We start from the raw sequence: 17,873 nt of genomic DNA, 5'->3' as shown, positions 1-17,873 counted from the left end.
TTTATGATCAAATAAGGTTTACCCGCTCGGCTAAATGGCGTGCATCGATGGCCAAGCCAGCTCCACGCCTTCCCTTGCCAGCAGCGACTGGAACGCCGAGAGCTGCTGCGCGTTTCCGCGGACGGCCCGCGGGCTGAGCCGCTTGTCGATGCAATAGGCGGCAAGAGCGCCGGCCGCTTCGCCGATGTTCCACTCGACCGGATGAAGCCGGTAGCAGCCGTTCGTAATGTGAGTGACGCCCAAATTTTTGCAGGCGGGCAGCAAGTTCTCCACGCGGATCGGAATCAGGCTGCCGAGCGGAATTTGAAACGGCAGCGACGAAATATCGATATAGTTCCGTCCGGCCGTGCTCGGATGCAGATCGATCCGGTAGGCCCCGATGCCGACCGAATCGTGGAACGCCGCCGCTTGGCCGCCAGGGCGGCAATCGGCGCCCACATGCTGCTCCAATACGGTAAATTCGGCCCGGATGCGCCGCGATTCGCGAATGTACGGATACATCGCCAGTCCGTCCTCCGTGCCGACGATGTCGGGACGCAGGCGCAGGCCCGGGTAACCCTGACCGCCGTCCGGTCGGGGCGCTTCCGTCTGCAGCCAGTACAGCAGCGACAGGCTGAGCTGCTTGGCGCCCTCCAGATGGCGCCGGCACTCCTCCTCGCTCACCTCGATGACGGGGCCCAGCCAATAGTCGTTTTGCGGCCAATTGACGAGCGTCGCATGGCTGCGGTACGTGCCTTCGGCAAAGTGCGTTTTATCGACAATCTGCCGGTAATGAAACAGCGAATAGCGCTCCGTGCCCGGGAACAGCTCGTAAGTGACCGGCTCCAGCGTAGACGGGCGCACGCCGGTCCAGCTCAGCTGCTTATCCGGCCAGAAGTCGGCCCGATAGTTCCGCCAGAACGAGTATTGGGCGGGCATCGCAATCGTATAATCTTCGCCGGGCAAATAATCCATCGCGAAGCAGTAGGTGAAGCCCTGCATATCGAGCGGGTCGGCCGCTCCGTCCAAGGCGTGCGGCTCGCCGGTCTGGCTGCGGGATTCCGCGCCGGTCACGTACTCGACTCCCGCCAGCGGCAGTACATCCCCGCACTCGGTTGCGTCGATCACATAAGGCGCGGTCAGCACGGTGCGGTCCCCGGTCCGCAGGCAGCGTACCGTCACTGAAACGACGCGATCCCCATCGGTTTCGGCACTTTCGCCGTATGTCTCGTCAAAATCGTTAGCTGTCCGCTGTGAACGTACGGTGCCAGCATCTGCTGCAGAACGGCGAGGGCCGTCCGCGGCTCATGGCACAACCGGCTGACGCCGCCGCTGCCGGGATTCAGCAGCAGATTCGCCCTTGCCGCGGCCGTCAGCGGAAAATACCGCCGGTAATAGCCCCGCACGCCGTCCCGGAACTGCCGGTAGCTGCGCGTGCAGCCAAACTGCTCGATCCACGGATGCTCATCCGGCGGCACCGCCTGGCTCGTCAGCTGTCCGCCGATCCATTCCGTTTCCTCGGTCATGATCACGCGCTTCCCGAGCCTGGCCGCGGCCAGCGCCGCCGCACATCCGCCGGTTCCGCCTCCGATGACGACGATCTCCGCCTCCCGCTCCCGGATCATGGCCTGCCCTCCCCGTGCGTACGGTTGTACTCGTCTGCGAAAGCATAGCTTCCGCGAATGCCCTCGGCTTCATCGTCTGTCCCTTCGTACTCCAGCACGTACTTCCCGGCATAACCGGATGCTTCGAGCCGTTCGATCAGCGAAGCCAGCCCCGTATCGCCCTCGCCTGCCACGGCGCCTTCAAACGTCTGGCCGCCCAGCGATATGTATCGTCCTTCGGGATGCCGCTTGAAATCCTTGACATGCACATGCGCAATATAAGGCAGCAGCGGCTCGATCGCTTGCGAAGGATGCTCGTCGACCAGCAGGAAATTGCCCGTATCGAACGTCGAGCGTAATGCTTTTGACCCGACTTGCTCGATGATGTCCTTCACCTGTCCGCCTCTCCCGGCCAACTGGCCGTGGTTTTCCAGAGCGAGCGTAATCCCGGCTTCTTCCGCCCGCTTCGCCGCTTCGGACAGGCCGCTTATGATCCAACCGCGCGCCTGATCGTAGTCGATTCCGGGATGCAGACTGCCGGAGAAGACGCGAACGACAGACGTGCCGAGCGCCTTCGCCACCGGGAACGCGTCCGTAATTTCCCGCAAGGCCGCTGACCGCCCTTCCTCCAAGGCGCTGACGAAATCGTTGCCGACCGCATAGCTGGCGACCCGGATGCCGCTCTCCCGGGTGTAGCGAACGACCTCGTCAAGCTCCACAGCTTGATTTTGCCAGAATACGTTCAGCAGCTCGACCGAATCGATGCCCTCCTTACGGCAAAACGACAGAAAATCGATGACCGTCCAACTGCCTGCCCTTACCGTACGATGCAAGCTCCACATGCTTAACGAAAGCTTCATTAGACTCCTCCCCCAAATGCAAATGCGATTTGAGAATGTTCTTCCCCCTCATTGTATTCAATGGCCTTCGGATTCAATAGAGAGAACGATGACTTCTTCTGGTAAATCGATGCTGCGTTCATGAGAAACCCCGGGCAATAAAAAAACGGACGGTCCCTCAGGATCGCCCATCTTCTGTGTGCTATTCGGCGTCAAAGCGAATCAGTACCGCCGTTTTGTCGTCGGATATTTTGAACCGTGGATATTTGCGGCATTCCTTGTCCTCCGCCTCCAAATTCATCAGCCACTTCGCATACCCTTCCAGTGACATTTCCTTGATGAGGGTGACGAGTTCGCCGATGCCATCGGCTGGCGGCTGAGCGCTCGTCTTCGGAGGGAACAGTCCGTCGCTTACGATCAGAATCGATTGCAGCTGGATGCGGTTGATCCGGCCGTATTCGATAAAATCGTTCGCCTCGGGCTGCCCACTGAGCACGGAGTAGCCGCTTAACGTATTCATCCGCGATTTGTTGCCGCGGATGTGCGGCTTCACCAGCTCCCATAGCTCTTCCCGGGTCTGGACGCCGGTGCGGAGGCCTTCCTCCCAAATCTTCTTGGACTCGTAATCGATGTGCGCGACCTGGTCGCGGGATACGGTGCGGATCGTTCCGTCGGCATAGGAGGCGGCGATCATGCAATCCCCTACCTGCGCGTAGTCGATATAACGGTCGTGAATCCGGACAACCGCCAGCGCGCTGGTCCACAGCGCCGCCTGATCGGCCAGATCGATGCCCGCTTCCTTCATTTTTCCCCTCAGACGGACATTCGCTTGGACAACCGCTTCCTTCAGATCGATGCCCGCCAAGTCTTCCGCCTGCAGCGATTCCAGATACTGCTGAATCGTCCGGGAAGCCAAATATCCCCCGGTTTCCCCGTTAGGCCCGCGGAACGGATGCAGAGAGGTCGCTCCGTCAAGCACCCCGTACATCGATACGCCCGGGTTAACGACCAGCGCGTCCTCGTTCCATTCGGCGGTTCCCTTCAGGGTTAACGTTTGTATGTTCATAGTCTCCTCCACCCGATCCTCTGCTTATAGTGGTAAGGCTTTAGTACAGCATTCCGACGTCCTCCACCAGCTCTTGCGGATTCAGCTCGATCTGCTCCAGCATGCGTTCCGTCCGTTTCCATCGCTCGTAATCGTCGTACCGCGGCGCGCGGCCGACCAAGGTGGGGAGCCAGCTCAAGATTCGCCTCAGCCTTTCGCTTAAAGCCGGCTCTTCCTCCAGCTTCCCGATCACTTCCGCGCGTGCCGGAATCAGTCCCACCGTATTCCACAAGGCCGACTGCGCCTCCGGAGCCGTGAGTTCCTGCACGAAGCTTTGCGCGGCCTTCAGCCGCTCCGGGTCGCTCTTCAATGCCACAAGCCCGTGCACGCCGGGCAAAAGCGCCTCCTGCTTCCAGACAGGCAGCTTCGCCAGATCGAACGAGAACTTCCCGCCGATGTAGCGTTCGATCGTGGGCAGCTTATCGGAAGAGCCGACGTACATGCCAGCCTTGCCGTTAATAAAATCGCTTGCCGCCTTATCATGCTGCAAAGGCTTCATGAGCTTGGATTCGTGCGTCAAATTCCGCCACAGCTCCAGCGTGCTTCGCATACGTTCCGCCGCAGGTCCGCCGGACTTCTTCGGGGCGTAGCTCAGGCTCGCCAAATACCAGGGCAGCTCTTTATCTACGGTCATCGTGCCGTAGCCCTTCGACACCTCTTCCCCCGGAGGCTCCTTGGCGAGCGACAGCGTCTGCCGGACCTCCTCCCAGGTGCCTAACGCCGGGGCGCGTCCGGCCAGCCGCTTGAACGGCTCCTCCCGGTAATAAAGCACAGGCACGCTGCCTCCGAAAGGGACGGCCCAATCCTCGTCCCGATACCGGAACGCGGCGGAAAAAGCCGGAAGAAATGCCGGCTTCCCGGCGGTCAACACATCCCCCGCGGGCAGCACCGCACCGGTGGCCGCAAGCTGGGCGATGCCGTAGAAGCTATGGATTTCCGCAAGCTGCGGAGCCGCGCCGGCCGAGATCGACGCGAGCAGCTCGGTATACAACTGTTCGTAAGAACGAAACGAGCGGATTTGGACATCGATATGAGGGTTGCTTTGCCCGAAGGCGCGAACCACGTCCTCCCAGCCTTTGCTGTATACCCAAATCGACAGCGACGCGGGAGGGGCCGGCGGCTTCGGCTCGTCCTCCGACAGCTTTCCGTGAGTTAACCCGTAAACCAAAGCGCCTGCGGCGATGCATCCGAGGACAAGCCGAACCGCCCAATTACGCAGCTTCATGATGGTGATTCCTCCAGTTCCTGATACGAGCGGCTTCTTACTTCCATTGTATCACGAACATGCCTTCGGAATTCAGGCACCCGTTCATTACAGCTGGAGCCCTTTTTTGCTCAGCTTGCTGGCGATCAGCAGCGAGATTAACGTACTGATGGACAGGATCGAAGCGAGCGCCGCGCCGGTGCCGTAATTCGCCGTGAACACTTCGCTGTAGATCGTGACCGAAATGGTCGCGGTCGCCCCGGTGTACAGCACGACCGTCGAGCTCAGCTCGTTGATCGTCGTAATCCAGCTCAGAATCGCTCCGGACATGACGCCGGGCGCCATCATCCGTCCCGTCGTCTTGAAGAACGTCTTCATCGGCGGCACGCCGAGGCTGATAGACGCTTCTTCCACGCTCTTATCGAGCTGCGTGAGGATGGCGGTGCTGGAGCGGATCGTATACGGCAGCTTGCGGACCACATAAGCGATCACCAGAATGACCCACGTCCCCGTCAAAATGACCGGCGGCTTGTTAAACGCGATAATCAAGCTGATCCCGAGCACCGTGCCCGGCATGACATAAGGAATCATCAGGATGCCGTCAAGCATTGCGGTAATCTTCGATTTGCGGCGGACGAGCACGTAAGCGACCAGCATGCCCATCACGATCATAATGACGATGGAAATGAGCGAGAAGCTGTACGTATGGGCGATCGCCTTCGGCACCCGGTACAAAATTTCCTTATAGCTGTTCAAGCTGAACCCGGGGTGAAACACGGGCCCCTTGGTTTTAATGAAAGACGTTACGATAACCGTCGCCTGCGGAATGATCGAAATGCAGGCCACCAGCAGCGCCCCGAAGGTCAGCAGCCACTTCGGCAGCGTCTTCAGCGGCTGCACCTTCGGCGTACGCATGCCGGTCATCGAATAATTTTTGCGCGAGACGAAATACCGCTGCACGAACAAGATTGCCGTCGAGCAGAAGATCAGAATCACGCTGAGCGTGCTCGCCATCGCCGGATTGCCGCCCATTTCGCTGATAAACTGCTCGTACGCGAGAATCGGCAGCACCTTGAACCCTTGGCCCAGCAGCATCGGCGTACCGAAGTCGGCGAACGAAGCCATGAACACCATCAGCGCCCCGGCCGACAGCGTCGGGAAAATCAGCGGAAGTGTCACGGTCATCAGCCGGTGGAACGCGCCGCGTCCCAAGCTTTCGGCGGCCTCCTCCAGCGAAGTGTCGATCGTCTTGAGCGCACCGGACACGTACAAGTAAATGTGCGGGTAAAATTGCAGCGTAAACACGAATACGATGCCCTTCCAGCCGTACACCGACTGGAACGGAATCCCGATGTCCTGCAGAAACCGGGTAATGAAGCCGTTGTTCCCGAGCATCAAGATCCAGGAATAAGCGCCGATGAACGGCGGGGACAGCAGCGACATGATGACGAGAATTTGGATCAGACCTTTAAATTTGACGTTGTATCGGGCCGTCACGTACGCAAGCGGAACCCCGACGAGAATCGCGAACACCGTCGCCAGTGCCGACACCTTCAAGCTATTCCATAGCGAGCCGTAGTAATATTTTAGTTTCAAGAAATTACCATAATTTTCTAGAGAAAAATCCCCTTTGTCATTGAAAAAGCTGTTCCAAAACAACGACACGAGCGGGTACAAAATGAACGCCAGCAGGAATACGTACACGATCACCGTTACCCAAGTCCAGAAATCCCACTGTTTGGGCTGAAGCAGGCGTTTGAACGGATTGGGCCGCAGCGCCGGGGCGGCATTAGTAGGCTGCACGGTACAGAACCTCCTTGCCCGATTCGTCGAATAAGGTCGCCTTGTCGAGCTGCAGATCGACGTACACGGTTTGATGCACTTTTCTCATCCGGTGCGGCTCGATCGCATGCTCCTGAATTTCGATGACGGAGTCGTCGGAAAGCCGGACCGCATAGCTGACCTTCTCGCCCAGAAACGTCACGCTGTCGATCGTGCCCCGGACCAGCCGTTCTCCCGGCTCTTCGCCGTGCAGCCTAATCCGTTCAGGACGAAGCGAGAACAATACTTTTCCCTCGTACGGTCTCGACAGCTTCTGGCTCCACTGCGTCTCCAGCAGCCGCAGGCTCGCTTCCTGCGCCGCCTCGTTATAGCCGGAGCAGTGGCCTTCGATAAAATTCGAGGTGCCGATAAAATTGGACACGAACTTGTTCGCGGGATACGAATAAATGTCTTCGGGAGAAGCGATCTGCTGGATCACGCCCTCGCTCATGACGGCGATCCGGTCGGAGACGGCCAGCGCCTCTTCCTGATCGTGGGTCACGTAGATGGTCGTGATGTTCAGCTCTTTTTGCAGCCGACGGATGTCGGAGCGCATCTTGACCCGGAGCTTGGCGTCCAGGTTGGACAGCGGCTCGTCCATGAGCAGCAGCCCCGGACGAATGACTATCGCGCGGGCGAGCGCGATCCGCTGCTGCTGCCCGCCACTCATATCCGATGGCACGCGGTCGCGCAGATGCGTCAGCTGTACCATTTCAAGCGCTTCCATCGCACGCTGCTCCATTTCCTTTTTCGGGACGCTGCGCGCCTTGAGCCCGTAGCACACGTTCTCGAACACGGTCATGTGCGGGAAAATCGCGTAGTTTTGGAACACCATCCCGATATTGCGCTGATGGGTCGGCACGTCGTTGATCAGCTTGTCTCCGAAGTAAATGCCGCCTTCTTCCTGGCGATAAAAGCCGGCGATCGTGCGCAGCAGCGTCGTTTTGCCGCAGCCGCTCGGGCCGAGCAGGGTGAAAAACTCGCCTTCGTTTATCGTAAAATGAGCGTCGTTGACCGCTTTGTGCGTGCCGAAATATTTGGTGACATGGTCAAATACGATCTTTTGCATGGATCGAGCCTCCGTTTCTTTGGAAAAAAAGGGCGCCTCGTCGGACGATCGTCAAAGGCACCCGTGGAACCTGGGCGGACTGCGTTATTCCGCGCCGGTTATAATTTTGGAGAAGTGTTTGATATTGTCGTCCTTCTTGCTCGCGGCGAAGTCGAAGTCATAGTTCACCAGCTTGATGTCCTTCGTTTGGACGATGCCTTGGATCGCTTCGGCGTCTTTGCGGACGGAGCGGCGCTTGAATTCTTTTTGAATCAGGGACTGCACGTCTTTGCCGACGAGGAAATCGATGAACTGCTTGGCCTGCTCCATGTTCGGCGCGCCCTTGATGATCGCCGCGCCGTCCGGTACGGCGGACGTGCCTTCGGACGGATACACGATGCCTACCTTGGCTCCGCCTTCCACGTAGCGAAGCGCCGCTTCCTCCAGGGTGATGCCGATGGCGAACTCTTTGTCCGCGACGCCTTTATACACGAGGCCCGAGCCCGACAGCACTTTGCCGTCCAGGTTTTTCACGAACTTCTTGACGAAGTCCCAGCCCTTGTCATCCTTGCCGAAAGCGGTCAGCATCGTCACAAGCTGCGTATACGACGAACCGGATTTGGCCGGGTCGGCGTAAGCGATTTTGCCCTTCCACTTCGGATCGAGCAGATCGTTCCAACTCTTCGGCTCTTCGCCCGCTTTCACGAGCTCCTTGTTGTACATGATGACCATCGGCAGCGCGGCGAACGGCGTCCATACACCGTTTTTGTCGATGTACTCCGGCAGCAGATTGTCGTTTTCTTTCGTTTTGTACGGCTCGAAAAATTTCTTGTACGCCTCCAGCGAATCGGCGCCGCCGGCCCAGAACACGTCGCCCTGCGGGGAAACCGCTTCCGCCTGCACCCGCTTCAACAGGTCGCCCGTGCCTCCGGAGATCAGCTGCACCTCGATGCCGGTGCGGTCTTGGAATTCCTTGATGATCGGGTTATTGACTTCGGCGGCGTTAGGCGAGTACAGCGTCAGCTTGCCTCCTTTTTTCGCTTCGTTTTTCGTGCCCGTATCTCCTGATGCGGTGTTTTTCGGTGCCGCCGACTCCGTACCGCAGCCCGCCAGCGTCGTAACCAGAAGCAGCGAGGCGAGAATGCCCGTGAACGCTTTTTTCATCTGTAGAACCCCTCCGTTTTATATTTATTGTGGATTGAAATCCGGGACAACGGGACCTTGCTTTCGTAAAAAAGCGCTTTCGTCAACTTCGCTTGATGTGTCCCGCCGGATTTCTTGTTCTTGTTATTTACTATAATCGCTAAAGTAAACGCTCTCAATGCGGTGAAATTTCTTCTTTGTTTAATTTTTTGCACTAATTTTGTGGGAAGGCAGAAAAACCGTCCATGAGTATGGACGGTTAAGCTTGTCGAGAAATGGGATGATAGAGGTTACGAAGGGGCGGGGTATCCACTTCCGACCACTCTTGTCCTCGGGAAATTTGATTAGAAGCCGCTTAGTAGCGGACATTTCCCGAAGACAAAGGCGGCCGCTATCGCTTCTCCAGTGGATACCCCACCTCCGTCTGCATCTCTATTTTTATAAAGACCACTTCTCGAAACTCTGCGTCCATAAATATGGACGGTTTATCGGTGCACAGGGGTAGACTTGGCCGCAGTTGCACGTGCGGACGCGAGTATTCTTAATTGGCCGAGAACGGCCAGCAAGATCACACTCCCCGCGGCAAAAGGAAGAAAGGATGGACGAAAGCCCGCGAACAGGGCAACGCCTCCGGCAAATGAGCCTACGGCGCTCCCTAAATAGTTGGCCGAGCTGTTTAAGGCGACAACCGCTTCAGCGTGATCGCGCTGTGCAAGCAGCAAGGCATGCTGCTGCGGGGCTAACGAAGCCCATGCCGACGCTCCCCACAAGAGAAATGGCAGAAAGCCCAGTGCCGGGATGTTAAGCGCGAAGGGGATGCCGAACATGGCTAAGGCCAAGATGGACAGGAGCACAGCCATGAGCCGCGCCGGATGGCCCGTTCGGTCGATCAGAAATCCTATGGTAAAGCTTCCAGCAACCCCGCCTATCCCCCAAGCCCACAGATAGGGAGCGGTATTGGCAATCCTACCGATTTCATACAAGACGGAAGAGATATACGTGTAAAGACCTAAGCTCGCAATACTGGCCAGAAAGGTAATTCCGACAATCGCCAATACCTTTTTATCGGTCAGCATCGCCGCGCGCTGGCGCAGAGACGGCGGAGCCGCAGCCAAAAAGTTCGGAAAAAACAATAGAATCCCCACCATGGCGCCAAGACCAATGACCGTAATGAGCCAAAGCGTTCCCTGCCATCCTATTTTCCCGGCAGCGAATAACCCGATGGGAACGCCTATAACCGTTCCTGTACTCATTCCTCCCAGGATCATCCCGAGCGCCCGGCCGCGTTTTTGCGCGGAAACCAGAGAGGCCGCCGCAACCGAAGCCAAAGGGGAAAACAGACCGGCGCCGATCCCTGCCACGGCCCGTGCGATAAGCAGCAGCGAAAAATTAGGAGCGAGAGCGCTGGCTCCATTGCCGACAGAGAATACGGCAAGCGCAAAAATTAAACTCTTTCGAATGGATTTTCCCGCCAACAACGTCGCAAAGACGGGAGCGGCCAGCGCGTAGCATAAAGTAAATGCGCTCACGACTTGTCCTGCTTGTGAATCGCTTTTGTTAAAGGCCGCGCCGATATCGGGCAGCAAGCCTGCGACCACGTAAGCGTCAAAACCAAGAGCAAACATGCCTATGGTAAGAAGCAAAACCTTGTTCATCGTTATCCTCCTTTTATAGCACCGATCCGTTATGTGGATTGGATTGCCGTAGACCGAACCCTATAACGTTATGTTATGATCAAGAAGATCGGATCACTATAAAAGGTACCATACCTTCAAGGCATGAAGAATAATCGTTATGCTATAGGGATATAACGTATCGTTATGGAGGAGGAGAGATCGATGAATACGGAGTGGCTGCATAGCTTTGCCGAAGCCGCCAAGCTCAAAAGCTTTTCCAAGGCGTCAAAAGAGCTCAATCTTACGCAACCGGCCTTAAGCAAGCACATTCGGAATCTGGAGCATGATCTGGATGTGACCTTGTTCTATCGAACGTCCGGCGGGATCGAGCTTACCGAAGCGGGCGAACGTTTCTATACGAGAATTGTTCCGGTCATTTCCGATCTGGCTTCAATTCGCCGGGAACTGCGACAATATCGGCAAACGGATCACTTGGCACTAGGAAGCCTTCCCAGTCTGGCTACTTATTACCTGCCTTCAAGAATAAAAGCCTTGCAACGCTCTCATACGTTAATGATTCAAAACACATCCGGGGACCTTTTACAATCGTTGAAGGAAGGAAGACTTGATTCCGTGTTGGTGGATAGCTTGTATACCGACGATTCGGTGTGGCACTGCAAATTGTTTACGGAATGTTATTATGCGGTATTTTCGGTAGACCATCGTTTTCGTTCGAAAACAACCGTGACCCTTTCCGATCTGTGCGGGGAGCCGCTCATTGTCCATCAAGCTCCATGCGATACGCGGAGCCATATTCATGGGCAAATGGAGGCGCTTGGGCACAAGCCCCATATCGTGAATGAAGTATCCTTCGGAGATTTTATATTTGGCTATGTCATGGCCGGCATGGGATTTGCGATTGTGCCTGAAATCGTAGCCATGAACATAGGCCATCTTAACCTTTTTGCTCTGCCGATTGCGGATTTTAAAAGATCCGTCTCTTTAGCCGCGAAGAGCGGCAAGCTTGGAACGCAGCTATCCGGCTTTTTGTTATCGGCAGATTAACGAGGCTACCGGGACATGGGCGTCCGGCGGCCTCACGCTGCCAAGCTAAACACTTAAATTGGAACGTTCGGGATCCCGAGCCGCTTGCGGAATTCCGTCGGCGTCTCCCCGGTATATTTGCGGAAAATTTGGCTGAAATAACGCGAGTCCTGATAGCCCACCTGAAGCCCGACCTCGTATATTTTCAGCCGCGGGTTCGTGAGCAGCTCCTTCGCCCGGCGCATCCGCAATCCGGTCAAATAATCGACGAAGCTCGTGCCGACCTGCTTCTTAAACAAGCGGCTAAAGTAGCTTTCGCTCATATTGCAGCGCTCCGCAATGCTCTGGAGCGTGATGTCTTCGGCATAATGCCGCCCGATGTAGTCCTCGATCTCCTCGAACCCGCTCCTTGACTGCGGCTTCGTTTGTTCCTGATAGCGTACGCTCCAAGAAAGCAGCATCCCGTTCAGCCGCTCCAGCCCGTCTTCCAGCCGGACGGTCCGTTCCAGAGAGGTCAACAAAAGGGCGGAATCCTGCACGATGAGCCGCAGCTCGTCCTCGTGAAGCAGCATGGTGTAGAGCGATACGATCCAGCCGAAAAACGCCTTTCTCGCCTCCAGCTCGTTCGTCGGGTGCTGCACGATCCATGTGAAGCAAGCCTGGCTTTTCGCCCGGATGGACGCTTCCGTTCCCCACTTGACCGCCTCGATCAGTTCCTCCGTCAAGCCGGGCAGCGCCGGCACCTCCGCCGCAAGCCGGTCCGTATCCTCAAACCAGGCGATCCGTTCCCCGCCCCAGAAGAACGACGTCACCAAGGCGTGCGTCGCTTGCTGGAACGCGGCCGGAATCTGATCCAGCCGGTTGTGGCGCCCGCTGACCCCAAGCACCAGCTGCCGCTGCGTCGCTTGCGACACGCTGAAACGGGCCAAGTCCAGCAGCCGGTGCAGCTCCGCGCGCTCCGTCTCCCGGTCCAGCAGCAGCGCATATTTGGCGTCGTTCATGCGCACGAGCGGATATGCCGACAACCCGGAGCTCCAGGCCGCGACGCTCCGGTACAGCTCGCCTGGGGGTACGGATTCCCCCGGAGACGGCTCCGCATAGAGCAGGGCAATGCGGAACGCGTCCAATACCTCCCCTTGCTCGGCCGCATATTCCAGAAACAGCTCCTGCTCCATCGCTCCCGCATGGTCCAGCATCAAGTCATACAGCATCTTCTCGACGATCAGCGGCTGGCCGAACGCCAGCTTGTGCTCCATGCGTTCCCGCTCCGTCCGCCGCCGCCGCTCTTCGTCCAGCTTGGCCGCCATGCGTCCCATCAGCTGCGTCAGTTCGTCCGGATTCGTCGGCTTCAGCACGTAGTCCGCGGCTCCCAGCTTGAGCGCCTGCTGTGCGTACGCAAATTCGTCAAAGCCGGTCAAAAAGACGACCTTCATTCCCGGATACCGAGACGCAATTTCCTTGGCGAGCTGAATGCCGTCCATCTCCGGCATCCGGATATCCGTCAGCACGATATCCGGTGTCTCCTCCTCCATTAGCCGGAGCGCCATTTCGCCGTCGGACGCTTCGCCCATGATGCGGCAGCCGACGTCTTCCCAGTCGATCGTATGCTTAAGCCCTTCCCGAACGAGCCATTCGTCTTCCACGATGAGCACCTTATACATGCGTATCCTCCCCCGGCGTCCGAATGATCGGAATCTCGATCGTCGTTATCGTTCCCTGCTGCGGCTGGCTGCTAAGCCTTAGTACATAGCGATCTCCGAAATAGAGCTGCAGCCGCTTTTTTACATTTTCCAAGCCGATCCCGGTCTTCCGCTCGTCAGCCGACACAAACTGTCCTGATGTGATGCGTTCGAGCTTCTCCTGCGGGATGCCGACGCCGTCGTCGCGCACTTCAAAACGGACCTGCTCCCCCAATATCTTGCCGGTAATCCAGAGGTGCCCCGGTCCCCGCTTCATCTCGAGCCCGTGCGTGATCGCATTTTCCACAATCGGCTGCAGCATCAGCTTCAGCGTGTAGAGCCGCTCGACCTCCTCGTCCAGCTCGATATGCACCTCCAGCTTGTCCCCGTAGCGCATCTGCTGGATCGTAAGAAAATTACGGATTTGCTGCATATCCTCGCGCACGGGAATCAGCGCCTGCCCTTTGCGGATGCTGAACCGGAGCAGCTCGCCGAGCGAGACGACCGTCCGGCTGATGTGATCGAGCTTATGAATGCGGGCCATCCAGTTGATGGAATCGAGCGCATTGTACAGAAAATGCGGATTGAACTGCGCCTGAATCGCCCGGATCTCCGCTTCCTGGAGCATGAGCTGCTTTTTGTACACTTCGTCGATCAGTTGCTTGATGCGCTGCACCATCGCATTGAAGCTGCGGCCAAGCTGCCCGACCTCATCCTTGTACTTCGTCGGAAAGGCGACGTCCAGATTGCCCGTTTCTACCGTACGCATCAGCGATTTCAGCTTGCGCAGCGGATGGGTGATGTTCACGGACAGCAGGTAAGCCAGCACGCACGAAACGGCTGCGCCGACGGCAATGACAAGCAGGGTCAGATTGCGGATGCTGCTGCTCTCCCGCGTCAACGCCGCTACCGGCAGCACGTTTACCAGCTTGAAGCCGGTTACCTCCGACGTATCGTACACGACCATGACGGGCGGCGTCCCTTCGCCGGCCTGCTCGAAGAAGCCTTTGCCGCCCGCCAGCACCCGGTCCACAAACGGCTCCTCCAGCTTCGTCCCGACCTTGTGCTTGGACGGCGTGCTGGAGATGATATAGCCGTTGCGGTCCAACAGCAGCATCTGTCCGCCCGGCTGCAAATGGGCTTTTTTGTACTTGTCCGCAAGCGCATTTTCCATCATGTCCACGACCAGATAGCCCAGCGGCGCGTTCGTATCGATGCGCTTCAGAAGCCGGCCGCTGCTGAGCACGATGCCGAAATCGTCCGTCTTCTTCATGCTGTAATGCGTATCCCAGACGACGTTGCCGCCCGCAAGCCTCATTTTCCGAAAAAGCCCCCAGGAAGCGTTGTAATCGTCATAGGCCCCAGGCAGTAGATCGCCGGTGAAATAACGGTCCCCGTTTTCCCCGAGCAAATAAATGGAAATGTCCCAGTTCTTGAAGCCAAGAAACGTGTCCAGCACCTCGCCCACCCGCTGCTTGTCCCGGTGCTTCTCCGCAAGCGGCCGGTCCGCCGGCTTGGACAGCACGTCCTGAATGTCGCGGCTGCTGTAGATGTACATCGTGAGCTGCTCGATATCTTTTACAAAATAGTCCAGACTGTAATTCACCTGCGACAAGCTTTCCAGAATGGTCTGGCATACTTGCTGCTGTACGACCTGCGCCGATTTGTTATATGAAAACGTTCCCAATACAGCGAGCGGAATAATGGCAAGCGGCAATACCGCCAATAGCAGCTTGGTTTGCAGGCTGGTGCCCAGCAGGTTGTTCTTAAGTTTGTGTATCCAGTTCGCCATGTCCCCCAGGCCCCCCGAACAATCGTTTGCTAGTAATTATGGCACAAGTTGAAACCGGTTACTAGCCCTAAGGCCTACTGGAAAATGGAGGGTGGCAGGGGATGGCGGGGATGCAGTCACTATACAATAGGCTAAATCTGCGGTTGCGAGGCTAGAGGTCTGACGTAGAAGAGAGACTTTTAGGGAGAGCTCTCGATATGCGGCAAGGGCAGGCATGGAAGTTGAAAAACAAAGCGATATCCGCCCTCACACTCTTCTGCTGTCATTAACGACATGCGATACAAAATAGCCTCGGCTTTAACCAGCACCTTCGAGACCGATTCCATAGTTGGTAAATAAGCAGACCGATCATATTCAGAACAAAAGAATAAATGAACATTGATTAAAAACAATTCTGAATCTAAGTCAAGCTTAACATAGGATCGGACATGTTGGATCAGGCTCTCGACTGAAAGCTGCGGTGGGGGTAAGGTTTCGTTTGTTTTTATGTACACTGCTTGAAGCATGGTTTTTAAAGCCTCATCGGCAAGTAAAACGCTCTGCCAGTACAATCCACGTTGAAAGAAAAGTAAAGCCAGTTCCATCAACTGTTGCGACTTTTCATGCCTATTGTGCGAATTCGTTTCAAGCATTATTGAAATAAATGGGACGCTTTATTTTCATTTGAAGCCCTCCAGCTCTATGCATAAACACCGAATAAAGACTCGTTTTGTGTCTATTTATTCAAAATATACATAATCATCCACAAGTTTGTCAAGCATAAGGAAACTTATTGTGTCCTTTATGGTTTGAAATTTTACAGTTTCCTATAATGAAGCGAGGGGGTGCTCTGCTTGTTCGGAAAAAGATTAGCGGAACTGCGAAACAAAAAGGGAATCAGCCAATACGAACTAGCAGATCGGTTACAGTTCACCCGGGCTCAGTTAGCCAATTATGAACAAGGCACCAGAGAACCTGATTTCCAAACGCTCGTTACGTTAGCCGACTATTTTGAAGTGAGTTTGGATGACTTGCTTGGTCGGACGAACAACGCCGCTGTGCCAACCAACGAATATAAGAATGTTGTTTTTTTCGGCGAAGAGAAGGAAAATTTGACGGACGAAGAAGCCGAATATTTGAAAGAAAACCTGCTTCTGCTCCGCAAGTATAAAACACAATGGAACCATTCCAAAATGACATAAAATAGCCTGTCCTATCCATCTTTCCATGGCATAGGATCAGGCTATTTTTATGTATGTTTCTACAGCCCGCGGCTGCTCAATAACAGTCCCAGGTCATGCGCCATTCGTTCGTTCGCGGGTCCCGGAAAAAGTAGGCGCAGCCGGAGTCATGTCCCCACATGAGGTTGCCTTTTTCCGTCGAATCGATCTGCAGCACGAACTCGAACGACTCGCTAACCGACGTGCCGGGCTGGATAAAGCAAGGGTGGCCTCCGAGTTTAAAGCCGCCATGCAGCTCAATCAGATCATGATAGCCCTCAATCTTGCCTTCGTCTTCCAGCCGTAGGATCAACTCCGAGATGTCCTCCGGAATGTCTCCCCCATCCCAGACGGGATAGTCTTCGACCGGCTCGCCCGGCCGCATCGGAAACGGCTTCAAATGCGAGCTCGTCTTCATCTGCTCTAACGACGCCAGCTCTTCCAACGATGCATAGGTGCGGATCAGCCAGTTCGTTCCGTTCGGGTCTTCCTGCTGCGGATGCTTGGGCCCGAAAAAGATCGTGAGAAACGCAACATCCTTTAGCGCCTCGGGAACGCAATCCAGCGCGGACAAGTTCACTTGGCCCAAAGCCCACATTGGCGTTCCGTCCGAAAGCGTCGGCCACCTTTCGTCGCGCGCGGCGACCGTTACCTTGCCGAACCAAGGTGCAAGCGGGTCATCCGGCGGGCGAAAGCCGCCGATTTCGAACACGACGGCCGGCCGTTTCAGTCGGCTTTTAATTTTTTCGATCGACTCCGCAGTATCGTTCATTCCTTATTCCCCCGCTATCTCTCTTCCGTTTCGTAAACGATTTTCGCGATGAGCGGGACAGGCTGCTGCCCAACCTCGGAGCCGCTCTCGGCCAATGAAAACAACACTTCGTTAATGGAGCCATACCGCGAATCGTTTCCGTAGAGCACGATCACCGAAGGATACGGCGCTATGCTCTCCCCGAGCGAATCCGGAACCTGCGGCGCAAACCGGTCCGGATCAGAGGCATAATCTTGCTTCAAGTATCGCACGAATACCTCACGGCTCTCCTCATCCGGCAGCCAATGAATCTCCATAAAATCCTCATCGATCCAAGACAACCCGGTGCTGCTCATGAATTCGGACGGGATAGCCTCCCCATCCTCCGTATATTCCAACCGGACGAAGGCAGCAAACTCCTCTTCCGAGCGACAATTCACGCCCCAAATCGCCACGACATGCTTCATCCGATGTTTTCCCTCCCTGCTGTTACCCGTCCTTGCGGGACCGCCCGCTCTCCAAGCGGCGATTGTAATCGCTTAAGTGTTGGCTTAAACGAACAACCCGCTCGCTAAAATGATCCAGCTCCTCCAGGGGCACCTGTGCAAAAATAACGTCCGCGTGCTCGGAAAACTGCTGCCTCCAACGAAGCAATTGCTCCTTCCCCTGATTCGTCAGTTGGACATTCATAATGCGTCGGTCCTCTTCGGAACGCACCCGTTCCACCCATTGCTTTTCTTCCAGCTTATCAATGAGATTGGAGGCTGCGCCGATGGTAATGCCCAGAACCTCGGCAATTTTGTTGATTTTCATCGATTCCTTATGCTCCAGCTTGAAGATCAGCGCCACCGCGGACGGAGGAACCTCCTCCGCCGAGCTGAGCAGACACAGCGTCTGGTTCAGCTTGCGGTTCATATCCAGAAGGCTGTGCCACAACGTATTCATGGAATTCGAAGGCATAAGCGACCCACCTTAAAATCGTTCTCTTCTTTCCATACTACACTATACCTAAGGCAAAAGAAAAATTTAACAAAGACCCCGTTGACAAC

15 protein-coding genes and 1 pseudogene are annotated in these 17,873 nt (G+C 56.1%); 2 read left to right on the top strand and 14 right to left on the bottom strand.

The window, feature by feature from the left end; translation table 11 throughout:
• Window positions 1-30: 30 nt before the first annotated feature.
• The 8 genes and pseudogenes from QMG93_RS14610 to QMG93_RS14575 form a co-directional block, all read right to left on the bottom strand.
• Window positions 31-1,604: pseudogene (locus QMG93_RS14610) on the bottom strand (FAD-dependent oxidoreductase).
• Window positions 1,601-2,443 (bottom strand): sugar phosphate isomerase/epimerase family protein, encoded by an 843-nt coding sequence (locus QMG93_RS14605; RefSeq protein ID WP_281937604.1) that lies wholly within the window; start codon window positions 2,441-2,443, stop codon window positions 1,601-1,603. Before QMG93_RS14605 ends, QMG93_RS14610 begins: the two are co-directional and overlap by 4 nt.
• 181 nt (window positions 2,444-2,624) lie before the next feature.
• Window positions 2,625-3,488 carry a protein phosphatase 2C domain-containing protein gene (locus QMG93_RS14600; RefSeq protein ID WP_281937602.1) on the bottom strand — a complete coding sequence of 288 codons (864 nt, stop codon included), beginning with the start codon at window positions 3,486-3,488 and terminating at the stop codon, window positions 2,625-2,627.
• 40 nt (window positions 3,489-3,528) lie between these two features.
• Window positions 3,529-4,752: an extracellular solute-binding protein gene (locus tag QMG93_RS14595; RefSeq protein WP_281937600.1), complete on the bottom strand. Its 1,224-nt coding sequence runs from the start codon at window positions 4,750-4,752 to the stop codon at window positions 3,529-3,531.
• A gap of 87 nt (window positions 4,753-4,839) precedes the next feature.
• The gene (locus tag QMG93_RS14590) at window positions 4,840-6,534 is read right to left on the bottom strand and encodes an ABC transporter permease (protein ID WP_281937599.1); all 1,695 of its coding nucleotides are present in this window, start codon (window positions 6,532-6,534) and stop codon (window positions 4,840-4,842) included.
• The gene (locus QMG93_RS14585) at window positions 6,521-7,621 is read right to left on the bottom strand and encodes an ABC transporter ATP-binding protein (protein WP_281937597.1); all 1,101 of its coding nucleotides are present in this window, start codon (window positions 7,619-7,621) and stop codon (window positions 6,521-6,523) included. Before QMG93_RS14585 ends, QMG93_RS14590 begins: the two co-directional genes overlap by 14 nt.
• Window positions 7,622-7,705: 84 nt before the next feature.
• Window positions 7,706-8,764 (bottom strand): ABC transporter substrate-binding protein, encoded by a 1,059-nt coding sequence (locus QMG93_RS14580; RefSeq protein ID WP_281937596.1) that lies wholly within the window; start codon window positions 8,762-8,764, stop codon window positions 7,706-7,708.
• A 464-nt stretch (window positions 8,765-9,228) separates the two neighbouring features.
• Window positions 9,229-10,398 carry an MFS transporter gene (locus tag QMG93_RS14575; protein ID WP_281937593.1) on the bottom strand — a complete coding sequence of 390 codons (1,170 nt, stop codon included), beginning with the start codon at window positions 10,396-10,398 and terminating at the stop codon, window positions 9,229-9,231.
• 183 nt (window positions 10,399-10,581) lie between these two features.
• Here QMG93_RS14575 and QMG93_RS14570 point away from each other — a divergent pair, with 183 nt between their 5' ends.
• The gene (locus QMG93_RS14570; protein ID WP_281937591.1) at window positions 10,582-11,424 is read left to right on the top strand and encodes a LysR family transcriptional regulator; all 843 of its coding nucleotides are present in this window, start codon (window positions 10,582-10,584) and stop codon (window positions 11,422-11,424) included.
• A 53-nt stretch (window positions 11,425-11,477) separates the two neighbouring features.
• Here the strand turns inward: QMG93_RS14570 and QMG93_RS14565 are convergent, their stop codons facing one another.
• The 3 genes from QMG93_RS14565 to QMG93_RS14555 all read right to left on the bottom strand — a co-directional run bounded on the left by QMG93_RS14565 (window position 11,478) and on the right by QMG93_RS14555 (window position 15,458).
• On the bottom strand, window positions 11,478-13,064 hold the full coding sequence (locus QMG93_RS14565) for a response regulator transcription factor (protein ID WP_281937589.1): 1,587 nt from the start codon (window positions 13,062-13,064) through the stop codon (window positions 11,478-11,480).
• Complete coding sequence (locus QMG93_RS14560) at window positions 13,057-14,874, bottom strand: sensor histidine kinase (protein ID WP_281937588.1); 1,818 nt, start codon at window positions 14,872-14,874, stop codon at window positions 13,057-13,059. Before QMG93_RS14560 ends, QMG93_RS14565 begins: the two co-directional genes overlap by 8 nt.
• Before the next feature lie 179 nt (window positions 14,875-15,053).
• On the bottom strand, window positions 15,054-15,458 hold the full coding sequence (locus QMG93_RS14555; protein WP_281937585.1) for a hypothetical protein: 405 nt from the start codon (window positions 15,456-15,458) through the stop codon (window positions 15,054-15,056).
• Window positions 15,459-15,707: 249 nt separating this feature from the next.
• On the opposite strand from QMG93_RS14555, the gene QMG93_RS14550 reads away from it, so the two are divergent.
• On the top strand, window positions 15,708-16,055 hold the full coding sequence (locus QMG93_RS14550; RefSeq protein WP_281937584.1) for a helix-turn-helix domain-containing protein: 348 nt from the start codon (window positions 15,708-15,710) through the stop codon (window positions 16,053-16,055).
• A 76-nt stretch (window positions 16,056-16,131) separates the two neighbouring features.
• Here QMG93_RS14550 and QMG93_RS14545 read toward each other — a convergent pair whose 3' ends face one another.
• The 3 genes from QMG93_RS14545 to QMG93_RS14535 are packed head-to-tail and all read right to left on the bottom strand — an operon-like array spanning window position 16,132 to window position 17,784.
• Complete coding sequence (locus QMG93_RS14545) at window positions 16,132-16,845, bottom strand: DUF1963 domain-containing protein (RefSeq protein ID WP_281937582.1); 714 nt, start codon at window positions 16,843-16,845, stop codon at window positions 16,132-16,134.
• 14 nt (window positions 16,846-16,859) lie between these two features.
• Window positions 16,860-17,291, bottom strand: a complete 432-nt coding sequence (locus QMG93_RS14540; RefSeq protein WP_281937580.1) for an immunity 22 family protein — start codon at window positions 17,289-17,291, stop codon at window positions 16,860-16,862.
• Window positions 17,292-17,313: 22 nt separating this feature from the next.
• Entirely contained in the window at window positions 17,314-17,784 is a 471-nt protein-coding gene (locus QMG93_RS14535) for a MarR family winged helix-turn-helix transcriptional regulator (RefSeq protein WP_281937578.1), read from the bottom strand.
• Window positions 17,785-17,873 lie beyond the last annotated feature (89 nt).

The sequence above is a fragment of the Paenibacillus tyrphae genome (genome assembly GCF_027925525.1).
GTDB lineage: Bacteria > Bacillota > Bacilli > Paenibacillales > NBRC-103111 > Paenibacillus_G > Paenibacillus_G tyrfis_B.
Note: the sequence above shows the minus strand (reverse complement) of the source record. Positions and strands in the feature narration are given on the sequence as shown.

Coding starts and splice junctions, on each gene's coding strand:
- QMG93_RS14605 (WP_281937604.1), bottom strand. CDS start 2,443: ATGAAGCTTTCGTTAAGCATGTGGAGCTTGCATCGTACGGTAAGGGCA.
- QMG93_RS14600 (WP_281937602.1), bottom strand. CDS start 3,488: ATGAACATACAAACGTTAACCCTGAAGGGAACCGCCGAATGGAACGAG.
- QMG93_RS14595 (WP_281937600.1), bottom strand. CDS start 4,752: ATGAAGCTGCGTAATTGGGCGGTTCGGCTTGTCCTCGGATGCATCGCC.
- QMG93_RS14585 (WP_281937597.1), bottom strand. CDS start 7,621: ATGCAAAAGATCGTATTTGACCATGTCACCAAATATTTCGGCACGCAC.
- QMG93_RS14580 (WP_281937596.1), bottom strand. CDS start 8,764: ATGAAAAAAGCGTTCACGGGCATTCTCGCCTCGCTGCTTCTGGTTACG.
- QMG93_RS14575 (WP_281937593.1), bottom strand. CDS start 10,398: ATGAACAAGGTTTTGCTTCTTACCATAGGCATGTTTGCTCTTGGTTTT.
- QMG93_RS14570 (WP_281937591.1), top strand. CDS start 10,582: ATGAATACGGAGTGGCTGCATAGCTTTGCCGAAGCCGCCAAGCTCAAA.
- QMG93_RS14565 (WP_281937589.1), bottom strand. CDS start 13,064: ATGTATAAGGTGCTCATCGTGGAAGACGAATGGCTCGTTCGGGAAGGG.
- QMG93_RS14560 (WP_281937588.1), bottom strand. CDS start 14,874: ATGGCGAACTGGATACACAAACTTAAGAACAACCTGCTGGGCACCAGC.
- QMG93_RS14555 (WP_281937585.1), bottom strand. CDS start 15,458: ATGGAACTGGCTTTACTTTTCTTTCAACGTGGATTGTACTGGCAGAGC.
- QMG93_RS14545 (WP_281937582.1), bottom strand. CDS start 16,845: ATGAACGATACTGCGGAGTCGATCGAAAAAATTAAAAGCCGACTGAAA.
- QMG93_RS14540 (WP_281937580.1), bottom strand. CDS start 17,291: ATGAAGCATGTCGTGGCGATTTGGGGCGTGAATTGTCGCTCGGAAGAG.
- QMG93_RS14535 (WP_281937578.1), bottom strand. CDS start 17,784: ATGCCTTCGAATTCCATGAATACGTTGTGGCACAGCCTTCTGGATATG.